Source organism: Streptomyces sp. NPDC045021, from assembly GCF_056432645.1.
Genome location: NZ_JBWKIQ010000007.1, coordinates 173,474 through 189,179, shown reverse-complemented (window position 1 = coordinate 189,179; position 15,706 = coordinate 173,474). Strand labels below are relative to the sequence as shown.

Genomic DNA, 15,706 nt, shown 5'->3' with positions numbered 1-15,706 from the left:
GTTTAAGGTCGTGTCATGGCTGCAGACGAGGGGACCGTACGGGTCGACAGTTGGATCTGGTCCGTACGGCTGACGAAGACCCGGTCGATGGCCGCCGCGGCGTGCCGCGCCGGCCACGTCAGGGTCAACGGCGAACGGGTGAAACCGGCCCACACGGTGCGATCCGGGGACGAGGTACGGCTGCGCGGTGAGGGCGCCGAGCGGATCGTGGTCGTCTCGCGCATCGTGCGCAAGCGCGTCGGGGCGCCCGTCGCCGCGGAGTGCTTCGTCGACAACAGTCCGCCGCCGCCCGCCCGTGAGGACATCCTGGCGATCGGCCACCGCGACCGCGGAACGGGCCGCCCGACCAAGCGCGACCGGCGGGAGATGGAGCGCCTGCGGGACATCGACGCCTGACGCAGCACCGGAACGGGGCCGCCGGTCGCGGGTGGTCGCAGTCCGGGCCCCGGACCGCTTGCCGTGGGTGATCGGCGCACATAGCGTGAGTCGTGCCGGCCGGGTTTCCGGCCCGCCGGATCGCGCAGCGCGGACCTGGGAGGCGGTCATCACGGACCCGATCGAGTTCCCGGACCGCGGGCCCGCACCCGCCACCGGCGCGGACCGTCGGACGACCGCCGGCGCGGCGCCGTGCCGGCTGCCCGGAACAGGACGGTAGGCCCGGCCATGTTCTCGATGTCGAAGGAGACCCGCCGGAAACCGGACGGGACAGGGAAGGCCGGCGGATCCGGAAGGGCCGGCGAGATCCACGTCGGGTCGGCCGCCGGGCGATGGGTGCTGGTGGCCTCGGTCCTGGGATCGGCGCTCGCCGGCATCGACGCCACCGTCGTCAACATCGCCCTGCCGGCGATCGGCCGTGACTTCGGCGCCGGTTTCGGCACCCTGCAATGGGCGGTGACGGCGTACACCGTCGCGCTGGCCTCGCTCATCCTGCTGGGCGGAGCGCTGGGCGACCGGTACGGCAGGCGCCGGGTCTTCAACATCGGCGTCCTGTGGTTCGCCGCCGCGTCCCTGCTGTGCGGGCTGGCGCCCTCGGCCGGCTGGCTGCTGGCCGCCAGGGCGTTGCAGGGCGTCGGGGGAGCCCTGCTGATGCCCGGCAGCCTGGCCATGATCCAGGCGTCCTTCCACCCGGAGGACCGGGCGCGGGCGATCGGCGCCTGGTCCGCCTTCGGCGGCGTCGCGACCGCGATCGGCCCGTTCCTCGGCGGCTGGCTCGTCCAGGCGGCGTCCTGGCGCTGGGTGTTCCTCATCAACGCCCCGCTCGCCGTCGCCGTCGTCCTCATCTCGCAGCGGCACGTACCCGAGACCCGCGATCCGGCGGCCACCGGCCGGATCGACGTGCTCGGCGCGGCCCTCAGCTCCGTCGCGCTGGCGGGCATCACCTACGCGATCATCGCCGCCCCGGAGCACGGGACCGGATCGGCGACGGTGATCGTCAGCGCCGTGCTGGGCGTCGCCGCCCTCGCCGGCTTCCTCGTCGCCGAGGCGCGCCAGGCCCACCCGATGCTGCCGCTGAGCATGTTCTCCTCACGGCAGTTCAGCGCCGCGAACGGGGTCACGTTCGCCGTCTACGGAGCCTTCGGCGGCGTCTTCTTCCTGCTCGCCGTCCAGTTGCAGGTCGTCTCCGGATTCTCGCCGCTCGCCGCCGGGACGGCGATGCTGCCGATCACGATCATGATGCTGCTGCTCTCCGCGCGCTTCGGCCGGCTCTCGCAGCGCATCGGGCCCCGGCTGCCGATGACGGTCGGCCCGCTGATCTGCGCGGCAGCGGTCCTGCTGATGTTCCGCGTCGGACCGGACGCCGACTACGTGCGGGACGTCCTGCCGGCCGTCGTCGTGCTGGGCTTCGGCCTGGCCGTCCTGGTCGCCCCGCTCACCGCCACGGTCCTGGACGCCGTCGGCGCCGAGCACGCCGGGGTGGCGTCGGGGGTCAACAACGCCGTCGCCCGCGCGGCCGGCCTCATCGCCGTCGCCGCGCTCCCCGCCGTCACCGGACTGTCGGGCCGCAGCTACGACGACCCCGAGGCGTTCGCGCACGGATTCCACCTCTCGCTGGTCATCGCGGCGGCACTCCTCGCCACCGGCGCGGCCCTGGCCGCCGCCACGATCCGCACCACCGCCCCGCCGCCGGCCGAGGAACCGGGAGTACCCCAGGACGAGGAGCAGCCCGCGCCGCGCATGCACTGCGCGGTGGACGGCCCGCCGCTGACCGCCCGCAAGTGCAACATCGGCTGACGGCCGCCGTGGGCCGGGGCCGGGTGGCTGATCTCTTGCCCGCGAGGGCGTACCCCGTGGAATGACCGGGTACGCGCAGCGCGTGGACGGGTCTCCCGTCCGCCTTGGCCGCAGACCACGAAGGACGGTTGAACGACATGGCGGAGTTCCTGACCGACATCGAAACTCTCCGGAGCCGGGCACGCAAGGAGATCGAGAAGGGTCCGGTGACGGATGCCTACGGCGCCGACCTGAACCGGGTCATCCAGGTGCTGAACGAGGCACTGGCCACCGAGATCGTGTGCACGCTGCGCTACAAGCGGCATTACTTCACGGCCACCGGCCTGTACTCCGAACCCGTCGCCGCCGAGTTCCTGGAGCACGCCCAGCAGGAGCAGGCGCACGCGGACAAGCTGGCCCAGCGGATCGTCCAGTTGGGCGGGGAGCCGGACTTCGACCCGGACACCCTGACCAAGCGGTCGCACGCCGAGTACGACGCGAGCCTCGGCCTGATCGACATGATCAAGGAGGACCTGGTGGCGGAACGTGTCGCCATCGCCTCCTACACGGAGATCGCCCAGTGGCTCGGCACCGGTGACCCCACCACCCGCCGGGTGTTCGAGGAACTCCTCGCGCAGGAGGAGGAGCACGCGGACGACCTGCGCGGGCTGCTGGAGCGGATCCCGCAGGAGAAGTCGGACCGCTGACCGTCCGAGTCGGCCGCGCGCCGAGGTCCGCACTCGGGTCCCAACGCCCTGTTGTGCCACGGGTGTTTGCCGCCCCGCCCCCGGGGAAGCGGCTTCAGTACAGAGTTCTCCGGCCGGCCGGCGGTCCTCCGCTCCCGCAGCGGAGCTGAACCGGCCGGGGACCTGCCACCACGAAGTGTGCGACGGCGCGGCGTGACCCACCGCGCCACCAGTCCGCTCGGCCGCATGGGGGAGGACCCACACGATGGGCGCTGTAGAACTCACCGACGAGGAACGCCGGATCCTCCGCAGCATGGAGGTCAACTTCCGCCGTGAGGGCCGGCTCCTGCGCCGGCTGGCCAGTTGGGTCGCCCCCGCCTCCCGCCGGGTGCGACGCCCGCCGGTCCGCTGGCTGGTGGCACTGCTCGGCGGTCTGGCCGCCGGCTCCCTGGTCCTGCTGATCGAAGCGGTGCGCGCCGACGCGCCGACGCTCATCTACACCTTCGTCGGCACCTGGACGGTCACGCTGATCTGCCTCGGAGCCCTGACGCGCCGTGCCGCGGTCGTTTCCGTCCACCGCCCCCACTGGCACCGGAAGCACCGCGCGCACCACACGCACCAGTTGGACCGCGGCACGCGCAGCGCGCCGCGGCACGACGTCCCCTGAGCCGAGCAGTCCCGGGCAGCCCCGATCAGTCCTGGAAGCCGTTCTCGCCCAGGATCGTGTCGATGCGGGCGCGATGCGCCGCTTCCCAGGCGTCGAGGGATTCGTCGGCCTCCTTGGCCACCTTCCGCCGAGCGTCGAGGAGCACCTGCTCCTGACGGGCGGCGGGAGTGACGACGATGCCCTCTTCGTCGGCGACCACGATGTCACCGGCGCTCACCTTGACGCCGCCGCACCGCACCGTGCCATTGAGCGGCTCAACGGCCTTCTTGGTCCCCGGGACGGGGATGACGCCCCTGGCAAAGACGGGAAAGCCCATCTCGCGCACCTCGGCGAGATCGCGGATCACACCGTCGACCACGAACGCCGCGATTCCCCGGCGCTGAGCGACGGCGCAGACGTTCCCGCCGGCGAGTGCGTAGTCGACGTCACCCGCTTCGACGACGATGACCGAGCCGGGTTCGGCGCGGTAGATGGCTGCGTGCAGCATGAGGTTGTCGCCGGGAGGGCACCGCACGGTGAACGCCGGGCCGGCAACGCGTGGGATCGAGGGCCACAGCGGGCGAATGCCGATGTCCATGACCTGCTCGCGCCCCAGAACGTCGGCGAGCGTGGTCGGGGAGACGTTGCTGAATTCGGTGACGCCGTTCATGCCTCTTCCTTCGTTCGGGAGTACCCGACTCGGGTCGCTCCCAGGCTAGACCGTTGCCTCGGACCGTGATCACCGGGGAGATCCCGGCGGTGGTCCGCCGCGTCCGCGCTGCTCGCCGGTGACCTCCGCGCGCGGCGCCGCTTCCGCGAGCAGCGAGTCGACCTCGGCCCGGGTGGGGAGCGCGTCCTGCGCTCCGCGGCGGGTGGCGGCCACGGCGCCGGCCGCGCAGGCCCGGCGGACGGCCTCGGCGAGCGGGCGGCCGAGGCCGAGCGCGACGGCCAGTTGGGCGCAGAAGGCGTCGCCCGCCCCGACGGTGTCCACCGCGTCGGCCGGGAAGCCCGGTTCGGTGAACCGGCCCCGGCCATCGGCGGCCACCGCGCAGGCGGCGCCCAGGGTGATCACGACGGTTGTGGGGCCCAGCCGACGGAGGCGCTCGGCGCGCGCCGGCCACTCCTCGTCCTGGCGCGCGGAGTTGTCCTCGGAGCTGTCCGGGGAGCCGTCCCGGGTGTCGAGCAGCCCGGTCGCCTCGGTCTCGTTGACGATCAGGACGTCGATCTCACGCAGGAGTTCGGCCGGCAGTGGGCCGGGACCGGGCAGCGGAGCGGCGTTGAGCACGGTCAGCGCCCCGGCGGCGCGGGCCTCGCGGGCCGCGGCCAGGACGGTGGGCAGCGGCACTTCGAGCTGGAGCAGGACGGTGTCGGCGCGGTTCGCGACGGTCCCGTCGGTGAGGGTCCGCAGGGTGACTGCGTCGAGGTGGTGGTTGGCGCCGGGGGAGAGGGTGATGGTGTTCTCGCCGTCGTGCTGGACCACGATCAGCGCGAGCCCGGAGGCGCTCTGCGGGATCGTGCCCACGGCGCTGTCGTCGATGCCCTCGGCCACCAGGGCCGCCCGCAGTTGCCCACCGTGGGCGTCGTCTCCGAGCAGGGCGACCATCCGGACCCGCGCGCCGAGCCGTGCTGCCGCGACGGCCTGGTTTCCGCCCTTGCCACCAGGCCCGCGGACGACGTCGGCGCCGGACACCGTCTCCCCCGGCCGGGGGAGACGGGGCACCGTGACCGACAGGTCCATGTTGAGACTGCCGACCACGACCAGTCGTTCGTTCATCGCCGCTCTCCGCCGTCGTTGAGGTCTCTGTCGCCTTCGTCGCCGGTGCCGGGCCGGCGCGGCACCCGGGGGACTACGCCTCCGTGAGCAGTCCGCTGATCGCGCGGCCGAACATCAGCCGGCCCGACCGGGCCGTCAGACTGTCGAACAGCCGCGGTAGTTTCCACACCCGCAGATCCTCGCGCCACACGATCCGTGATCCGGTGTCCGTCCCGCCCACTTCGATCTCGGCCCATCCCAGCACGACCGTGCCGCGCTTCTCCAATCGGCACCGGCCCGTGCCACCCGGCGCCGGTGGCTCCCAGCGCACGACCTCCATGGTGTCGTCGAACCCGACGGGACCCAGGCCCGTTCGCGCGACGAAGACGGTGCCGAGCCCGGTGGGTGGCGGGGTGGTGACGGTGATCCTGGTCAGCGGCACATGGGCCGCGTGGCGCTCCCAGCGGGTGAGCCGCCGCCACACCTCGTCGACGGGCAGCGGGGAAGAGCACTCGACACGGAACAAGGCCACCACATGACCCTACGCGAGCGCGCCCGCGAGACGCCGGGACCCCGCCGGGCGACATCCCGCGCTCACGGCTGCCTGTCCGTCGGCGGGGGCGCGGTGCGGTCCGAGGAGTGGTGGCCGAGGTCGAGTGCCGGCTCGGGGGCGGTGTCGGGGGTGTCCAGTTCGGGTTCCAGGCCCTGCGCCGGTGAGGTGTGGGCGAGGCCCGCCTCCCGGCGCCAGGTCTGGAACGCGGCGGTGGTGGCGGCGAGTACGGCCAGCCCGAGCAGCCAGCCGCCCACCACGTCGCTCGCCCAGTGCACCCCCAGGGCGACCCGGGTGTAGCCGACGCCCACCACGGAGACCACCGCCGCCGCCCACGGCAGTGCCCGCAGGCCCCGGGGGACCAGGGGCAGCAGGACGAGCAGGAGCACACCGCAGGACGTCGTGGCGGTCATGGCGTGGCCGGACGGGAACGAGTAGCCCGGGGCGTGCGCCACCGGGTCCGGCAGTTGCGGGCGGGCGCGTTCGACGGCCGTCTTGACCAGTACGCCCACCAGGGAGCCGAGGGCGGACGTGACGGCGGCCCAGGCCGCCAGTCGCCAGGCACGGCGGTACAGCAGCCACACCACCACGGCGGCCACCAGCAGGCGCATGACGGTGGGCGACCACACCCCGTTGGTGAGGAAGCGCAGCACCGTCACCCAGCCCGGGTGGTCGAGCGCCGCCCGGTGCAGGTTCTCGGCCGCGCCCCGGTCGGCGCGGTGCAGTGGGCCCCAGTGGGCTTCCACCAGGACCAGGACGAAGGCGAACGGCACGGTGGCCACGGCGCACAACACCGCCGTCGCCAGCAGCCGTACGCCGAGGCGTTCGTCCGGGCCCGGCAGCCGGCGGACCAGGTTTCCGGGGAACCGCGACATTGCCGTCATGCCCGTGACGGCTACCCGTTCCGACGGAGATTCATCAGTCCCGGCAGCAGGTGTTCGCCCGGCCGGGCAGCGGCGCCGCACGGTCAGACTCCCGGATCCTGGAGAACCGGCTCCTTGACCCGGGCCCGGACCGCCTCCAACTGGGCGGCGAAGGCGATGCCCATGAAGAGCGCTATCGCCGTGAGATAGGACCACAGGAGCAGCGAGATGAAGGCGCTCAACGGGCCGTACACCGAGTTGAACGAGGTGCTGAACTCGACGTACAGGCTGAGCAGCCAGGTCAGCAGGGTCCACAGCGCCAGATAGACGGCGGCGCCGAAGGCCAGCCAGGTGTAGCCGGGCTGCCGGCGGCGTGGCGAGCTGCGGAAGATGACGGAGGCGGAGAGCAGGGCGAGAAGGATGCCCACCGGCCGGCGCAGCAGGTTCCAGGCCGTCGTCTGGTCGGGCGTCCAGTGGTACACCTGAGCCGCCGCACCGGCGATGTCCGCGCCGCCGACCATGAGGATGGAGCCCATGCCGAGGGGCAGTCCGGCGAGCAGCGTCATCATCAGCCCACGCCGGTACTTCAGGTGGAAGGGCCGGTCGCGCTCCACGCCGTAGATGCGGTTGGCGCCGCGTTCGATCTGGCTCATCGCGGTGGTGACGTTCACGAGGGAGAACAGCAGGCCGAACCACAGCGCCAGCTGCCCTCCTTGGTCGGCGTGACGGCGGCTGTCGGTGAGGGCGTTCTTGACGACGTCGGAACTCGGTCCGCTCGATATGCGCAGCACCGTGAGTTCGGCCACCCGTCCGATGCCCTCGGCGTGCAGGACGGTGGACAGACCGACCACGGCTATGGCGAAGGGCACCAGCGACAGGACCGTCTGCAGGGCCAGCGCCCGCGCGTGGCTGAAGCCGTCGGCGTACCGGAAGCGCAGGAAGGCGTCGCGGACCAGCTTCCAGCCGCCGTAACGGCGCAGGGTGGCCCAGGCGTCATCACCCGAGAGTTCGTCGCCCGTGATGTCGCGGGTCTGTGGAACGCGCGTTGCCGTACCCATCGTGTGCTCCTGTCAGGGCTGCCGGTTCCTCGATGCCGCCCGCTGCCGCGGGTGCGGCGGCCTTCGGCGGGGTCACCGTTGACGTCGCCGGCAGCTGCATCAGCAGGGCGCCCGGATCGACTTCGATCGCCAGCCGCAGACCGGCACCGACCGGTTCGCCGTCCAGCTCCCGCGCCTGGGGCCGCTCGAAGATCATCTCGATCCGTCGGGCGGTGAAGTACTCCAGCGCGCCGTCGGCGAACCGTCCGCCGCGACCCGGTGTCCTGGACGTACCGTCGCCGCGCGGTCGCGTGAGCACATGGCCGGCGGCCCGCAGCCAGCCGAGCGGTCCTTTCGGGTTGAGCAGCACGATGTCGAACCGTCCGTCGTCCGGCCGCGCGTCGGGGAGCAGGGGTACACCGCCCTGCAGCGTGCCGACGTTGCCCACCAGGACCATCCGTGCCCGCCGGGCGAGTTCCGGTCCGTCGTCGAGCCGCAGCGTCAGCCGCATCCCGGGGTCGCGCAGATGGCGCACCCCGGACACCAGATAGGCGGCCCAGCCGATGCCCGCCTTCATCCGGGACGAGGCGTCCTCGACGACGGCGGCGTCGAATCCGGCGCCGGCCATCGCGGCGAACCGGACTCCGGAGATGCCGTCGCCGTCCGCGATCCCGAGGTCGATGGGGCGGGCGGTGCCCTCCAGCGCCGCGACGAGTGCGGCGAGCGGATCGAGGGGGTAACCGAGGTTGCGCGCCAGCAGGTTGCCGGTGCCGCAGGGAAGTACCGCGGTCGGGATCCCGCTGTGCGCCAGACCGTCGGCGCAGGCCATCACCGTGCCGTCCCCGCCGCACACGACGATCAGGTCCGGCTTTCGCAGCGTGGCCCGCCGTCCCGCTCCGTTCCCCGGATCCTCCTCCGTCGTCCCGTGCCAGGAGACGTCCTGGAAGCCGTACCGGCCCAGCGTGCGACGGATCGCGTCGTGCAGCGCGTCGTCCACGACGGTCGGGTTCACCACGACGGCGGCCCGCCGTCCGTGCCGGGCGACCAGGGCGTCCGGAGGCGTGGCCGGCCGCGCCTGTCCCGGCACCTGCGGCCGGGCGCGCGCCGGCAGCAGCGAACGCCCCACGATCAGCAGGATCCCTGCCCCGTTGAGCAGGCCGCACAGCACATCGGTGGGATGGTGCATCCCCCGGTACAGGCGTGCCACCGCGACCAGCACGGGAACGGCGAACAGAACAGCGGCCGCCGCGTACCGCCAGGTCCTGCGGAGCCGGACGAGGACGAGAACGGCCAGACCGCCGTAGAGTGCCATGGAGGCACCGGTGTGTCCGGAGGGGAAGCTCGACGTCGGCGGGGCGGCGTCCAGGTGCGCCACATCCGGACGGGTCCGGTCGACGCTCGCGGTCACCATGAGGAAGACGAGCGACTGCAGGGCCACCGCGGAGCCCAGGAACAGCGCTTCGCGTCTTCGCGGTGCGCGCGGCGGCAGCAGAAGCAGGGCCACGGAGACCAGGGTCATCAGTACGACGGTCCGGGTGCTGCCCATCTCGGACAGCCCCGACGTGACGCTGTTCCAGCCCGCCGACCGGTGCGCGGCGAAAGCCCGGTTGATTCCGTCCTCCCCGGTCAGCGGAGGGACCTTCACCAGCCACCGGGTGAGCAGTAGGCCGAAGCCCACCAGCAGCACACCATGCATCACGAGCGGTACGGCGATGCGTCGCGCGGCCACTCCGTCGCTTGGTCTCATAGGCGGCTTCTTGCCCGTCCCGGCCGAACAACTCCTGCCGCAGCCCTATCCGTGGGAAATAGCGGCGAAAGGCCGAGTGCCGATCGGAGACATGTTTCGCGAGCGCGTCGGACCGGTGGAGACGTCCCCGGGGGAAGGTGCCCGCGTCCGCGGCGCGGTATCCACCCGGGTCCCGGAAGTTGTGCAAACGCTCGAACACGATGTGCCCATTCACTCGCGTCACTCCACGGTCCTGCCCTTCCTCAGGCAGCTGCCCGGATCCGGGAAGGCATGTGTGCGAGGGCCGTTTCCGCGTCGGCGACGAGGAGAGCGAACTCGAACTGTTCGCCGAGTTTCTCCCGTGCGGCGCGAACGCCGGACACCTTGGAGCCGGCCGGACGCTCACCGGCCGAGTGGGGCAACTCGCCGCGAGCGGAAAGGAATTCACCGCCGGAGCGGGCACACTTCCAGGTCAACGCTGACCCCAGCTTCTATCCTCCCGCGCCTGAAAGATGTAACCTCCCGGACGGGATCCGGGGAACCGAGTTGGCTTTCGCGGACGTTGACTGGGATGGTCTTACTCATACGGATGTCGGTGCAGCTCGGTCCGGCCCGGACCATGGGGACGTGATGTGAGCGTCCGTTTCGAATATCCCCCCAGACGTTGATGGCTACCATCACGGTCATCAATGACGCGAAGTGAGCAACGAAAGGCGAGTGGTGTTCATGTCGGACGTCATGTCCAAGAGCCAGAGTCTGCAGGGCGAGTACGAGGCCCGCGTCGCCGCCGATCTGCGGCAGAACGAAGGTGACCGCGACCGCGTCCTCGCGCAGATCGAGGTTCTCCAGAAGGAGCTGGAGGTCCTCGTCCAGGACCGCGAGATGCTGCTGAGCATGCAGAGCGCCGTCGGCGCGAAGAAGCAGCACTCCGTCTCCGAGCAGGCCGAACCGCTGAAGAGCGAGCCGGAAACGCACGTCGCGTCGCACGCGAAGACGGCGAAGGTGCCCGGCGCCAGGCGTCGTACCGCGCGCAAGGCGGTCCCGACCCAGGGCCGTGCCGGCCGCGGCCGCAAGAACGACGCCAAGAGCGCTGTGGCCGACGCCGCGCACGCTCCCCAGGCCGCGCCCGCCAAGGCCGCGACCACGAAGGCCGCCACGGCCAAGACCGCCACCGCGAAGCCGGCGAAGGCCGCCACGACGAAGGCCGCCACGGCCAAGTCCACGACCGCGAAGCCGGCGAAGACCGCCACGGCCAAGTCCGCCACTCCGAAGGCGGCCGACAGCAAGGCAGCCGCCCCCAAGGCGGACAAGCTCGTGAAGGTGGTTGAGAACTACCTGGTCAAGCAGGGCGGACCGGCCTCGGCGGCGGAGGTCGCCACGGCCATCTCGACGCCGGAGCGCGCCGTCACCATCATGAGCGTGCGCACCGCGCTCGAGGGCCTGGTCCGCAAGTCCGCGGCCCTGCGCTCCAAGCAGTCCCGTTCGGTCTACTACGAGTCCGTCCCGGCCGGCACCACCATCACCGCGGCCGTCGACGCCCCGCAGCAGAGCGAGCCCGTAACCCAGTAGGTCCCGGCTGCCCACGTCGGCCAGGTACTGAGTGAGCAAGCGGAGGGCCGGCGCGGCTGCGGGGTGACGACCCCGCGGCTCAGTCGTCGATCGCCCGGTACGCCGAGGTCCAGAAGTCCTGGAAGACGGCGGGAGGAGTGGTGGAATCCATGTGGCGCTGCGTCAGCAGGATTCCGACGAGGTCCTCCCCCGGGTCCGTGTAGGCGGAGGTGCCCGTGCCGCCGTTCCACCCGAACCGGCCCGGGGTCGTCGCCAGATCGACGCGCCGGACGGAGACGGAGACGCCAAAACCCCAGCCCTCGTCGGGACCGAGGAAGCTGCGGGTTCCGGTGCGCTGCTCCGGGGCCAGATGGTCACTGGTCATGAGTTCGACCGAGGGCCGGGACAGCACGCGTTCGCTGCCGTGCCGTCCCCGGTCCAGCATCATCCGGCAGAAGGCCAGGTAGTCGTCGGCCGTCGAGACGAGTCCGCCACCACCGGACGGGAACGCCACCGGGCGCCCCCAGCGGCTGTCGGCGGGGTCGTCCTGAAGGGCGAGTTCCCCGTTTTTGGGGAGCGCCCGGTAACTGGGCGGCAGCCGGTCCAGCTTCTCCGGCGGCACGCGGAACGCGGTGTCCCGCATGCCGAGCGGATCGAAGATCCGGTCTGTGAGGAAGGACGCGAACGACTGGTCGGCGGCGCGTGCGATCAGTACCCCCAGCACTTCTGAACCGGTGTGGTACATCCACCGCTCGCCCGGCTGGTGGACGAGCGGCAGCGCGCCGAGCCGTTTCATCCACTCGTCGGGACCGATCGCCGGCGGGTTCGGACTGGGAGAGAGGCCGGCCTCGTCCATCGCCCGCTGGATCGGGTGGGTCCCCCGGGGAGCGAGTACCGCGCCGATGCCCAGCCGGAACGTCAACAGGTCCCGCAGGGTGATCGGCCGGCGCGCCGGAACGGTGTCGTCGAGCGGCCCTTCGAGCCGCTTGAGGACTCTGCGGTCGGCGAGTTCCGGCAGCAGCCGGTCAACCGGCTCGTCCAGCCGCAGCCTGCACTCCTCGACCAGAATCATCGCGGCCACGGCGGTGATTGGCTTGGTCAGCGACGCGATCCGGAAGATCGAGTCGCGGCGCATCGGGTGGGCGCCACCGGTGTCCATCGTGCCGAGCGCCTCGACCCGTGCCTCGCCGCGCCGGTACACCACCGTCACGAGTCCGGGTACGTCACCGCGTTCGACGTAGCCGGACATGACGTCGCGCATCCGGTCGAGCCGTTCGCCGGACAGTCCGCTGCCGCTCAAGGGTGGTTCCCTTCGTCAGCCGGTGGATGAACACCAGCGGTGGGTGACTCCGGTCGGGCGCGGAGAGTCAGGACAGGTGCCCGTCGGGCCGGGTGCCGTCAGGCCTGTGCCGAGGTGCCGCCCAGGGCCTTGGAGACGATGGCCTTCGCCTCCTCCTGCACCCGGGCGAGGTGCTCGGGCCCGTGGAAGGACTCCGCGTAGATCTTGTAGACGTCCTCGGTGCCGGACGGCCGGGCGGCGAACCAGGCGTTGTCGGAGGAGACCTTGAGGCCACCCAGGGACGCACCGTTGCCGGGTGCCGCGGTGAGGACCGAAGTGACGGGCTCGCCGGCCAGTTCGCCGGCCGGGACCTGTTCGGGGGAGAGCGAGGCGAGGACGGCCTTCTGCTCGCGGGTCGCCGGCGCGTCGATCCGGGCGTAGGCGGGCTCGCCGAAGCGTGCGGTGAGGTCGGCGTAGTGCTGCGACGGGCTGCGGCCGGTGACGGCGATGATCTCCGCCGCGAGCAGCGCCAGCAGGATGCCGTCCTTGTCGGTGGTCCACACCGATCCGTCGCGGCGCAGGAAGGACGCCCCGGCGGACTCCTCCCCGCCGAAGCCCAACGAGCCGTCCAGCAGCCCGTCCACGAACCACTTGAAGCCCACCGGCACCTCCACCAGCTTCCGGCCGAGGCCCGCCGCCACCTTGTCGATCATGGACGAGGAGACCAGGGTCTTGCCGATCCCGGCGTCCGACGGCCATTGCCCGCGGTGCTCGTACAGGTAGGAGATGGCGACGGCGAGATAGTGGTTGGGGTTCATCAGCCCGGCGTCGGGGGTCACGATGCCGTGCCGGTCGGCGTCCGCGTCATTGCCGGTGGAGACCTGGAAGTCGTCGCGCCGCCGGATGAGCGAGGCCATGGCATGCGGGGACGAGCAGTCCATGCGGATCTTCCCGTCCCAGTCCAGCGTCATGAAACGCCAGGTGGGGTCGGAGTTCGGATTGACGACCGTCAGATCCAGCCCGTGGCGCTCGGCGATCCGGCCCCAGTACGCGACCGACGCACCGCCCAGCGGGTCCGCGCCGATCCGCACGCCGGCCGCCCGGACGGCCTCCAGGTCCACGACGGCGGGCAGGTCGTCGGTGTAGTGGGTGAGGAAGTCGTAGCGGCTCGTGGTGCCGGCGGCGAGCGCGCGGGCGTAGGGGATCCGCCGGACGTCCTTGAGGCCGCCCGCGATCAGTTCGTTGGCCCGGTCCTGGATCCATGACGTGGCTTCCGAACCGGCGGGACCGCCGTTCGGCGGGTTGTACTTGAAGCCGCCGTCGGCCGGCGGGTTGTGCGAGGGCGTGACGACCACACCGTCCGCCAACCCCGACGTGCGGCCGCGGTTGTGGACCAGGATGGCGTGCGAGACCGCCGGGGTGGGGGTGTAGCCGTCCGCGCTGTCGATCAGCACGGTGACGTCGTTGGCGGCGAACACCTCCAGCGCGGTGGCCCGCGCCGGCTCCGACAGCGCGTGCGTGTCCGCGCCCAGGAAGAGCGGCCCGTCGGTGCCCTGGCCGGAGCGGTACTCGCTGATCGCCTGGCTGGTGGCCGCGATGTGGTCCTCGTTGAACGCGATCGCCAGCGACGAACCGCGGTGGCCCGAGGTACCGAACGCGACCCGCTGCCCCACCTCGCCCGGGTCCGGTCGCAGCGTGTAGTACGCGGTCACCAGCCGGGCCACGTCGACCAGGTCGGCGGGGAGTGCGGGCTGTCCGGCGCGCTCGTGCGGCATCTGGGTCTCCTCCGGGTGCGGTCCGTCCCGCCACCGTGGGCCGGTGCCCGTGGTGCGAGGCGTTCCGCGTCGTTCGGCATTGTCGCCATTCTCCGTGCCCGACGCGAGAGGGCGCACTCCATGGGCCACCGGACCATTGCCGTGTCGCGGGACAAGCCGCCCGCCGCCGGTCGCCCGCCACTGACCGCGCGGTGTCGGTGGATTGCCCTGGGCGGGCAGGAGTCGGGCCCCGCGACGTTTGCCGCCTGACGATCCGGTACAGAAGAGGGCTACGAGGCCTGCACCGATCGCGCATCCCGGGCCGGCCCCGCCGATGCCGGAGTGGAGCGGGCCGGGACGGCAACGCCCGGCACACCGGGTGATCGGCGGAGAGGTGGGACACGGTGAAGGTCGGGCTGTTGACGCGCGAGTATCCACCGGACGTGTACGGCGGAGCCGGAGTGCACGCCGAGTTCCTCGCCCGTGAACTGCGCGGGCTCGTCGATCTCACCGTCCACAGCTGGAGCGCCGCAGGCACCGCGGTCGAGGGAGCGGACGACGTCGCGGACAGGGCCTCCGGCCTCGTCCGGCACAGTGCGGCGGCCGGACTGGACGGGGCCAACAGCGCGCTCCGGACCCTGTCGGTGGACCTGGCCATCGCGGCCGCCGTCACGGACATCGACCTCGCCCACTCGCACACCTGGTACGCCAACATGGCGGGCCATCTCGCCAAACTGCTGCACGGCATCCCGCATGTGATGACCGCCCACTCCCTGGAGCCGCTGCGCCCCTGGAAGGCGGAGCAACTGGGCGGCGGCTACGCCGTTTCCTGCTGGGCCGAACGCACTGCCGCCGAGGCGGCGGACGCGGTGATCGCGGTGTCCCACGGTATGTGCGCCGACGTGCTCGCCTGCTACCCGAGCGTGGATCCCGACCGGGTCCACGTGGTGCACAACGGCATCGACACCGCCCTGTACCGGCCCGACCCGCAGGTCGACGTCCTGGAGCGCCTCGGTATCGACCCAGCCCGGCCGTACGTACTGTTCGTCGGCCGCATCACCCGGCAGAAGGGCGTACCGCACCTGGTGCGCGCGGCGCGCGAGTTCGCCCCCGGCACGCAGGTCGTGCTCTGCGCGGGCTCGCCCGACACCCCGGAGCTGGACGCCGAGTTCCGCTCCCTGGTGACCGAGCTGCAAGAACGCCGCGGCGATGTGGTGTGGATCCCGCAGATGCTGCCGCGCCCCGATGTCGTCCAACTCCTCGCGCACGCGGCGGTGTTCGTCTGCCCGTCGGTCTACGAACCGCTGGGCATCGTCAATCTGGAGGCCATGGCCTGCGGCACGGCCGTGGTCGCCTCGGCCGTCGGAGGCATCCCGGAGGTGGTGGAGGACGGCCGTACGGGGCTGCTGGTGCCCTACGAGGAGGCCGATCCGCGCGGTTTCGAGGCCGCGCTGGCAGCCGCAGTCAACGAGGTCGTCACCGACGCCCCCCGCGCACGGGCGATGGGGGAGGCGGGGCGGGAGCGGGCCGTCAGGGAATTCGGCTGGGACGCGGTGGCGCGCAGGACCGTGGAGGTCTACGAGTCGGTACTGGAGTGACCGGCTGCCAGCGGGCAGCCGGAGACGAAGGGGGTCAGGGTGAGCGGACGACCGA

At 72.0% G+C, this 15,706-nt stretch carries 14 protein-coding genes and 1 pseudogene; 6 read left to right on the top strand and 9 right to left on the bottom strand.

Annotation, left to right across the window (positions count from 1 at the left end; genetic code table 11):
• The first annotated feature begins 15 nt into the window (after positions 1-15).
• From AC07DC_RS22290 to AC07DC_RS22275, 4 genes are all read left to right on the top strand, one after another.
• The gene (locus AC07DC_RS22290) at positions 16-396 is read left to right on the top strand and encodes an RNA-binding S4 domain-containing protein (protein ID WP_478916169.1); all 381 of its coding nucleotides are present in this window, start codon (positions 16-18) and stop codon (positions 394-396) included.
• Positions 397-672: 276 nt separating this feature from the next.
• The gene (locus AC07DC_RS22285) at positions 673-2,232 is read left to right on the top strand and encodes an MFS transporter (protein ID WP_478916168.1); all 1,560 of its coding nucleotides are present in this window, start codon (positions 673-675) and stop codon (positions 2,230-2,232) included.
• Between the two features lie 137 nt (positions 2,233-2,369).
• Complete coding sequence (locus AC07DC_RS22280; protein WP_478916167.1) at positions 2,370-2,918, top strand: ferritin-like domain-containing protein; 549 nt, start codon at positions 2,370-2,372, stop codon at positions 2,916-2,918.
• Between the two features lie 244 nt (positions 2,919-3,162).
• Positions 3,163-3,564: a hypothetical protein gene (locus tag AC07DC_RS22275; RefSeq protein ID WP_478916166.1), complete on the top strand. Its 402-nt coding sequence runs from the start codon at positions 3,163-3,165 to the stop codon at positions 3,562-3,564.
• A gap of 25 nt (positions 3,565-3,589) precedes the next feature.
• On the opposite strand, the gene AC07DC_RS22270 is transcribed toward AC07DC_RS22275, so the two are convergent.
• From AC07DC_RS22270 to AC07DC_RS22240, 7 genes and pseudogenes are all read right to left on the bottom strand, one after another.
• Positions 3,590-4,213 carry an RraA family protein gene (locus AC07DC_RS22270; protein ID WP_478916165.1) on the bottom strand — a complete coding sequence of 208 codons (624 nt, stop codon included), beginning with the start codon at positions 4,211-4,213 and terminating at the stop codon, positions 3,590-3,592.
• A gap of 69 nt (positions 4,214-4,282) precedes the next feature.
• A complete protein-coding gene (locus AC07DC_RS22265) occupies positions 4,283-5,317 on the bottom strand; it encodes a ribokinase (RefSeq protein ID WP_478916164.1) in 1,035 nt (344 codons plus the stop codon).
• A gap of 73 nt (positions 5,318-5,390) precedes the next feature.
• The gene (locus tag AC07DC_RS22260; protein WP_478916163.1) at positions 5,391-5,828 is read right to left on the bottom strand and encodes an SRPBCC family protein; all 438 of its coding nucleotides are present in this window, start codon (positions 5,826-5,828) and stop codon (positions 5,391-5,393) included.
• 62 nt (positions 5,829-5,890) lie between these two features.
• Positions 5,891-6,721, bottom strand: coding sequence for a phosphatase PAP2 family protein (locus tag AC07DC_RS22255; protein ID WP_478916414.1), 831 nt, complete (start codon positions 6,719-6,721; stop codon positions 5,891-5,893).
• 92 nt (positions 6,722-6,813) lie between these two features.
• Positions 6,814-7,767: a YihY/virulence factor BrkB family protein gene (locus AC07DC_RS22250; protein WP_478916162.1), complete on the bottom strand. Its 954-nt coding sequence runs from the start codon at positions 7,765-7,767 to the stop codon at positions 6,814-6,816.
• Entirely contained in the window at positions 7,706-9,493 is a 1,788-nt protein-coding gene (locus tag AC07DC_RS22245) for a bifunctional phosphatase PAP2/diacylglycerol kinase family protein (protein WP_478916161.1), read from the bottom strand. Before AC07DC_RS22245 ends, AC07DC_RS22250 begins: the two co-directional genes overlap by 62 nt.
• 85 nt (positions 9,494-9,578) lie before the next feature.
• Positions 9,579-9,692, bottom strand: a pseudogene (locus AC07DC_RS22240) (tyrosine-protein phosphatase); the annotation flags it as partial.
• Between the two features lie 506 nt (positions 9,693-10,198).
• Here AC07DC_RS22240 and AC07DC_RS22235 point away from each other — a divergent pair.
• A complete protein-coding gene (locus AC07DC_RS22235) occupies positions 10,199-11,041 on the top strand; it encodes a hypothetical protein (protein ID WP_478916160.1) in 843 nt (280 codons plus the stop codon).
• A 79-nt stretch (positions 11,042-11,120) separates the two neighbouring features.
• Here AC07DC_RS22235 and AC07DC_RS22230 read toward each other — a convergent pair whose 3' ends face one another.
• Positions 11,121-12,320 carry a serine hydrolase domain-containing protein gene (locus AC07DC_RS22230; RefSeq protein WP_478916159.1) on the bottom strand — a complete coding sequence of 400 codons (1,200 nt, stop codon included), beginning with the start codon at positions 12,318-12,320 and terminating at the stop codon, positions 11,121-11,123.
• 98 nt (positions 12,321-12,418) lie between these two features.
• Entirely contained in the window at positions 12,419-14,074 is a 1,656-nt protein-coding gene (pgm, locus tag AC07DC_RS22225) for a phosphoglucomutase (alpha-D-glucose-1,6-bisphosphate-dependent) (RefSeq protein ID WP_478916158.1), read from the bottom strand.
• 383 nt (positions 14,075-14,457) lie between these two features.
• Here pgm and glgA point away from each other — a divergent pair, with 383 nt between their 5' ends.
• On the top strand, positions 14,458-15,651 hold the full coding sequence (gene glgA, locus AC07DC_RS22220) for a glycogen synthase (RefSeq protein WP_478916157.1): 1,194 nt from the start codon (positions 14,458-14,460) through the stop codon (positions 15,649-15,651).
• Positions 15,652-15,706 lie beyond the last annotated feature (55 nt).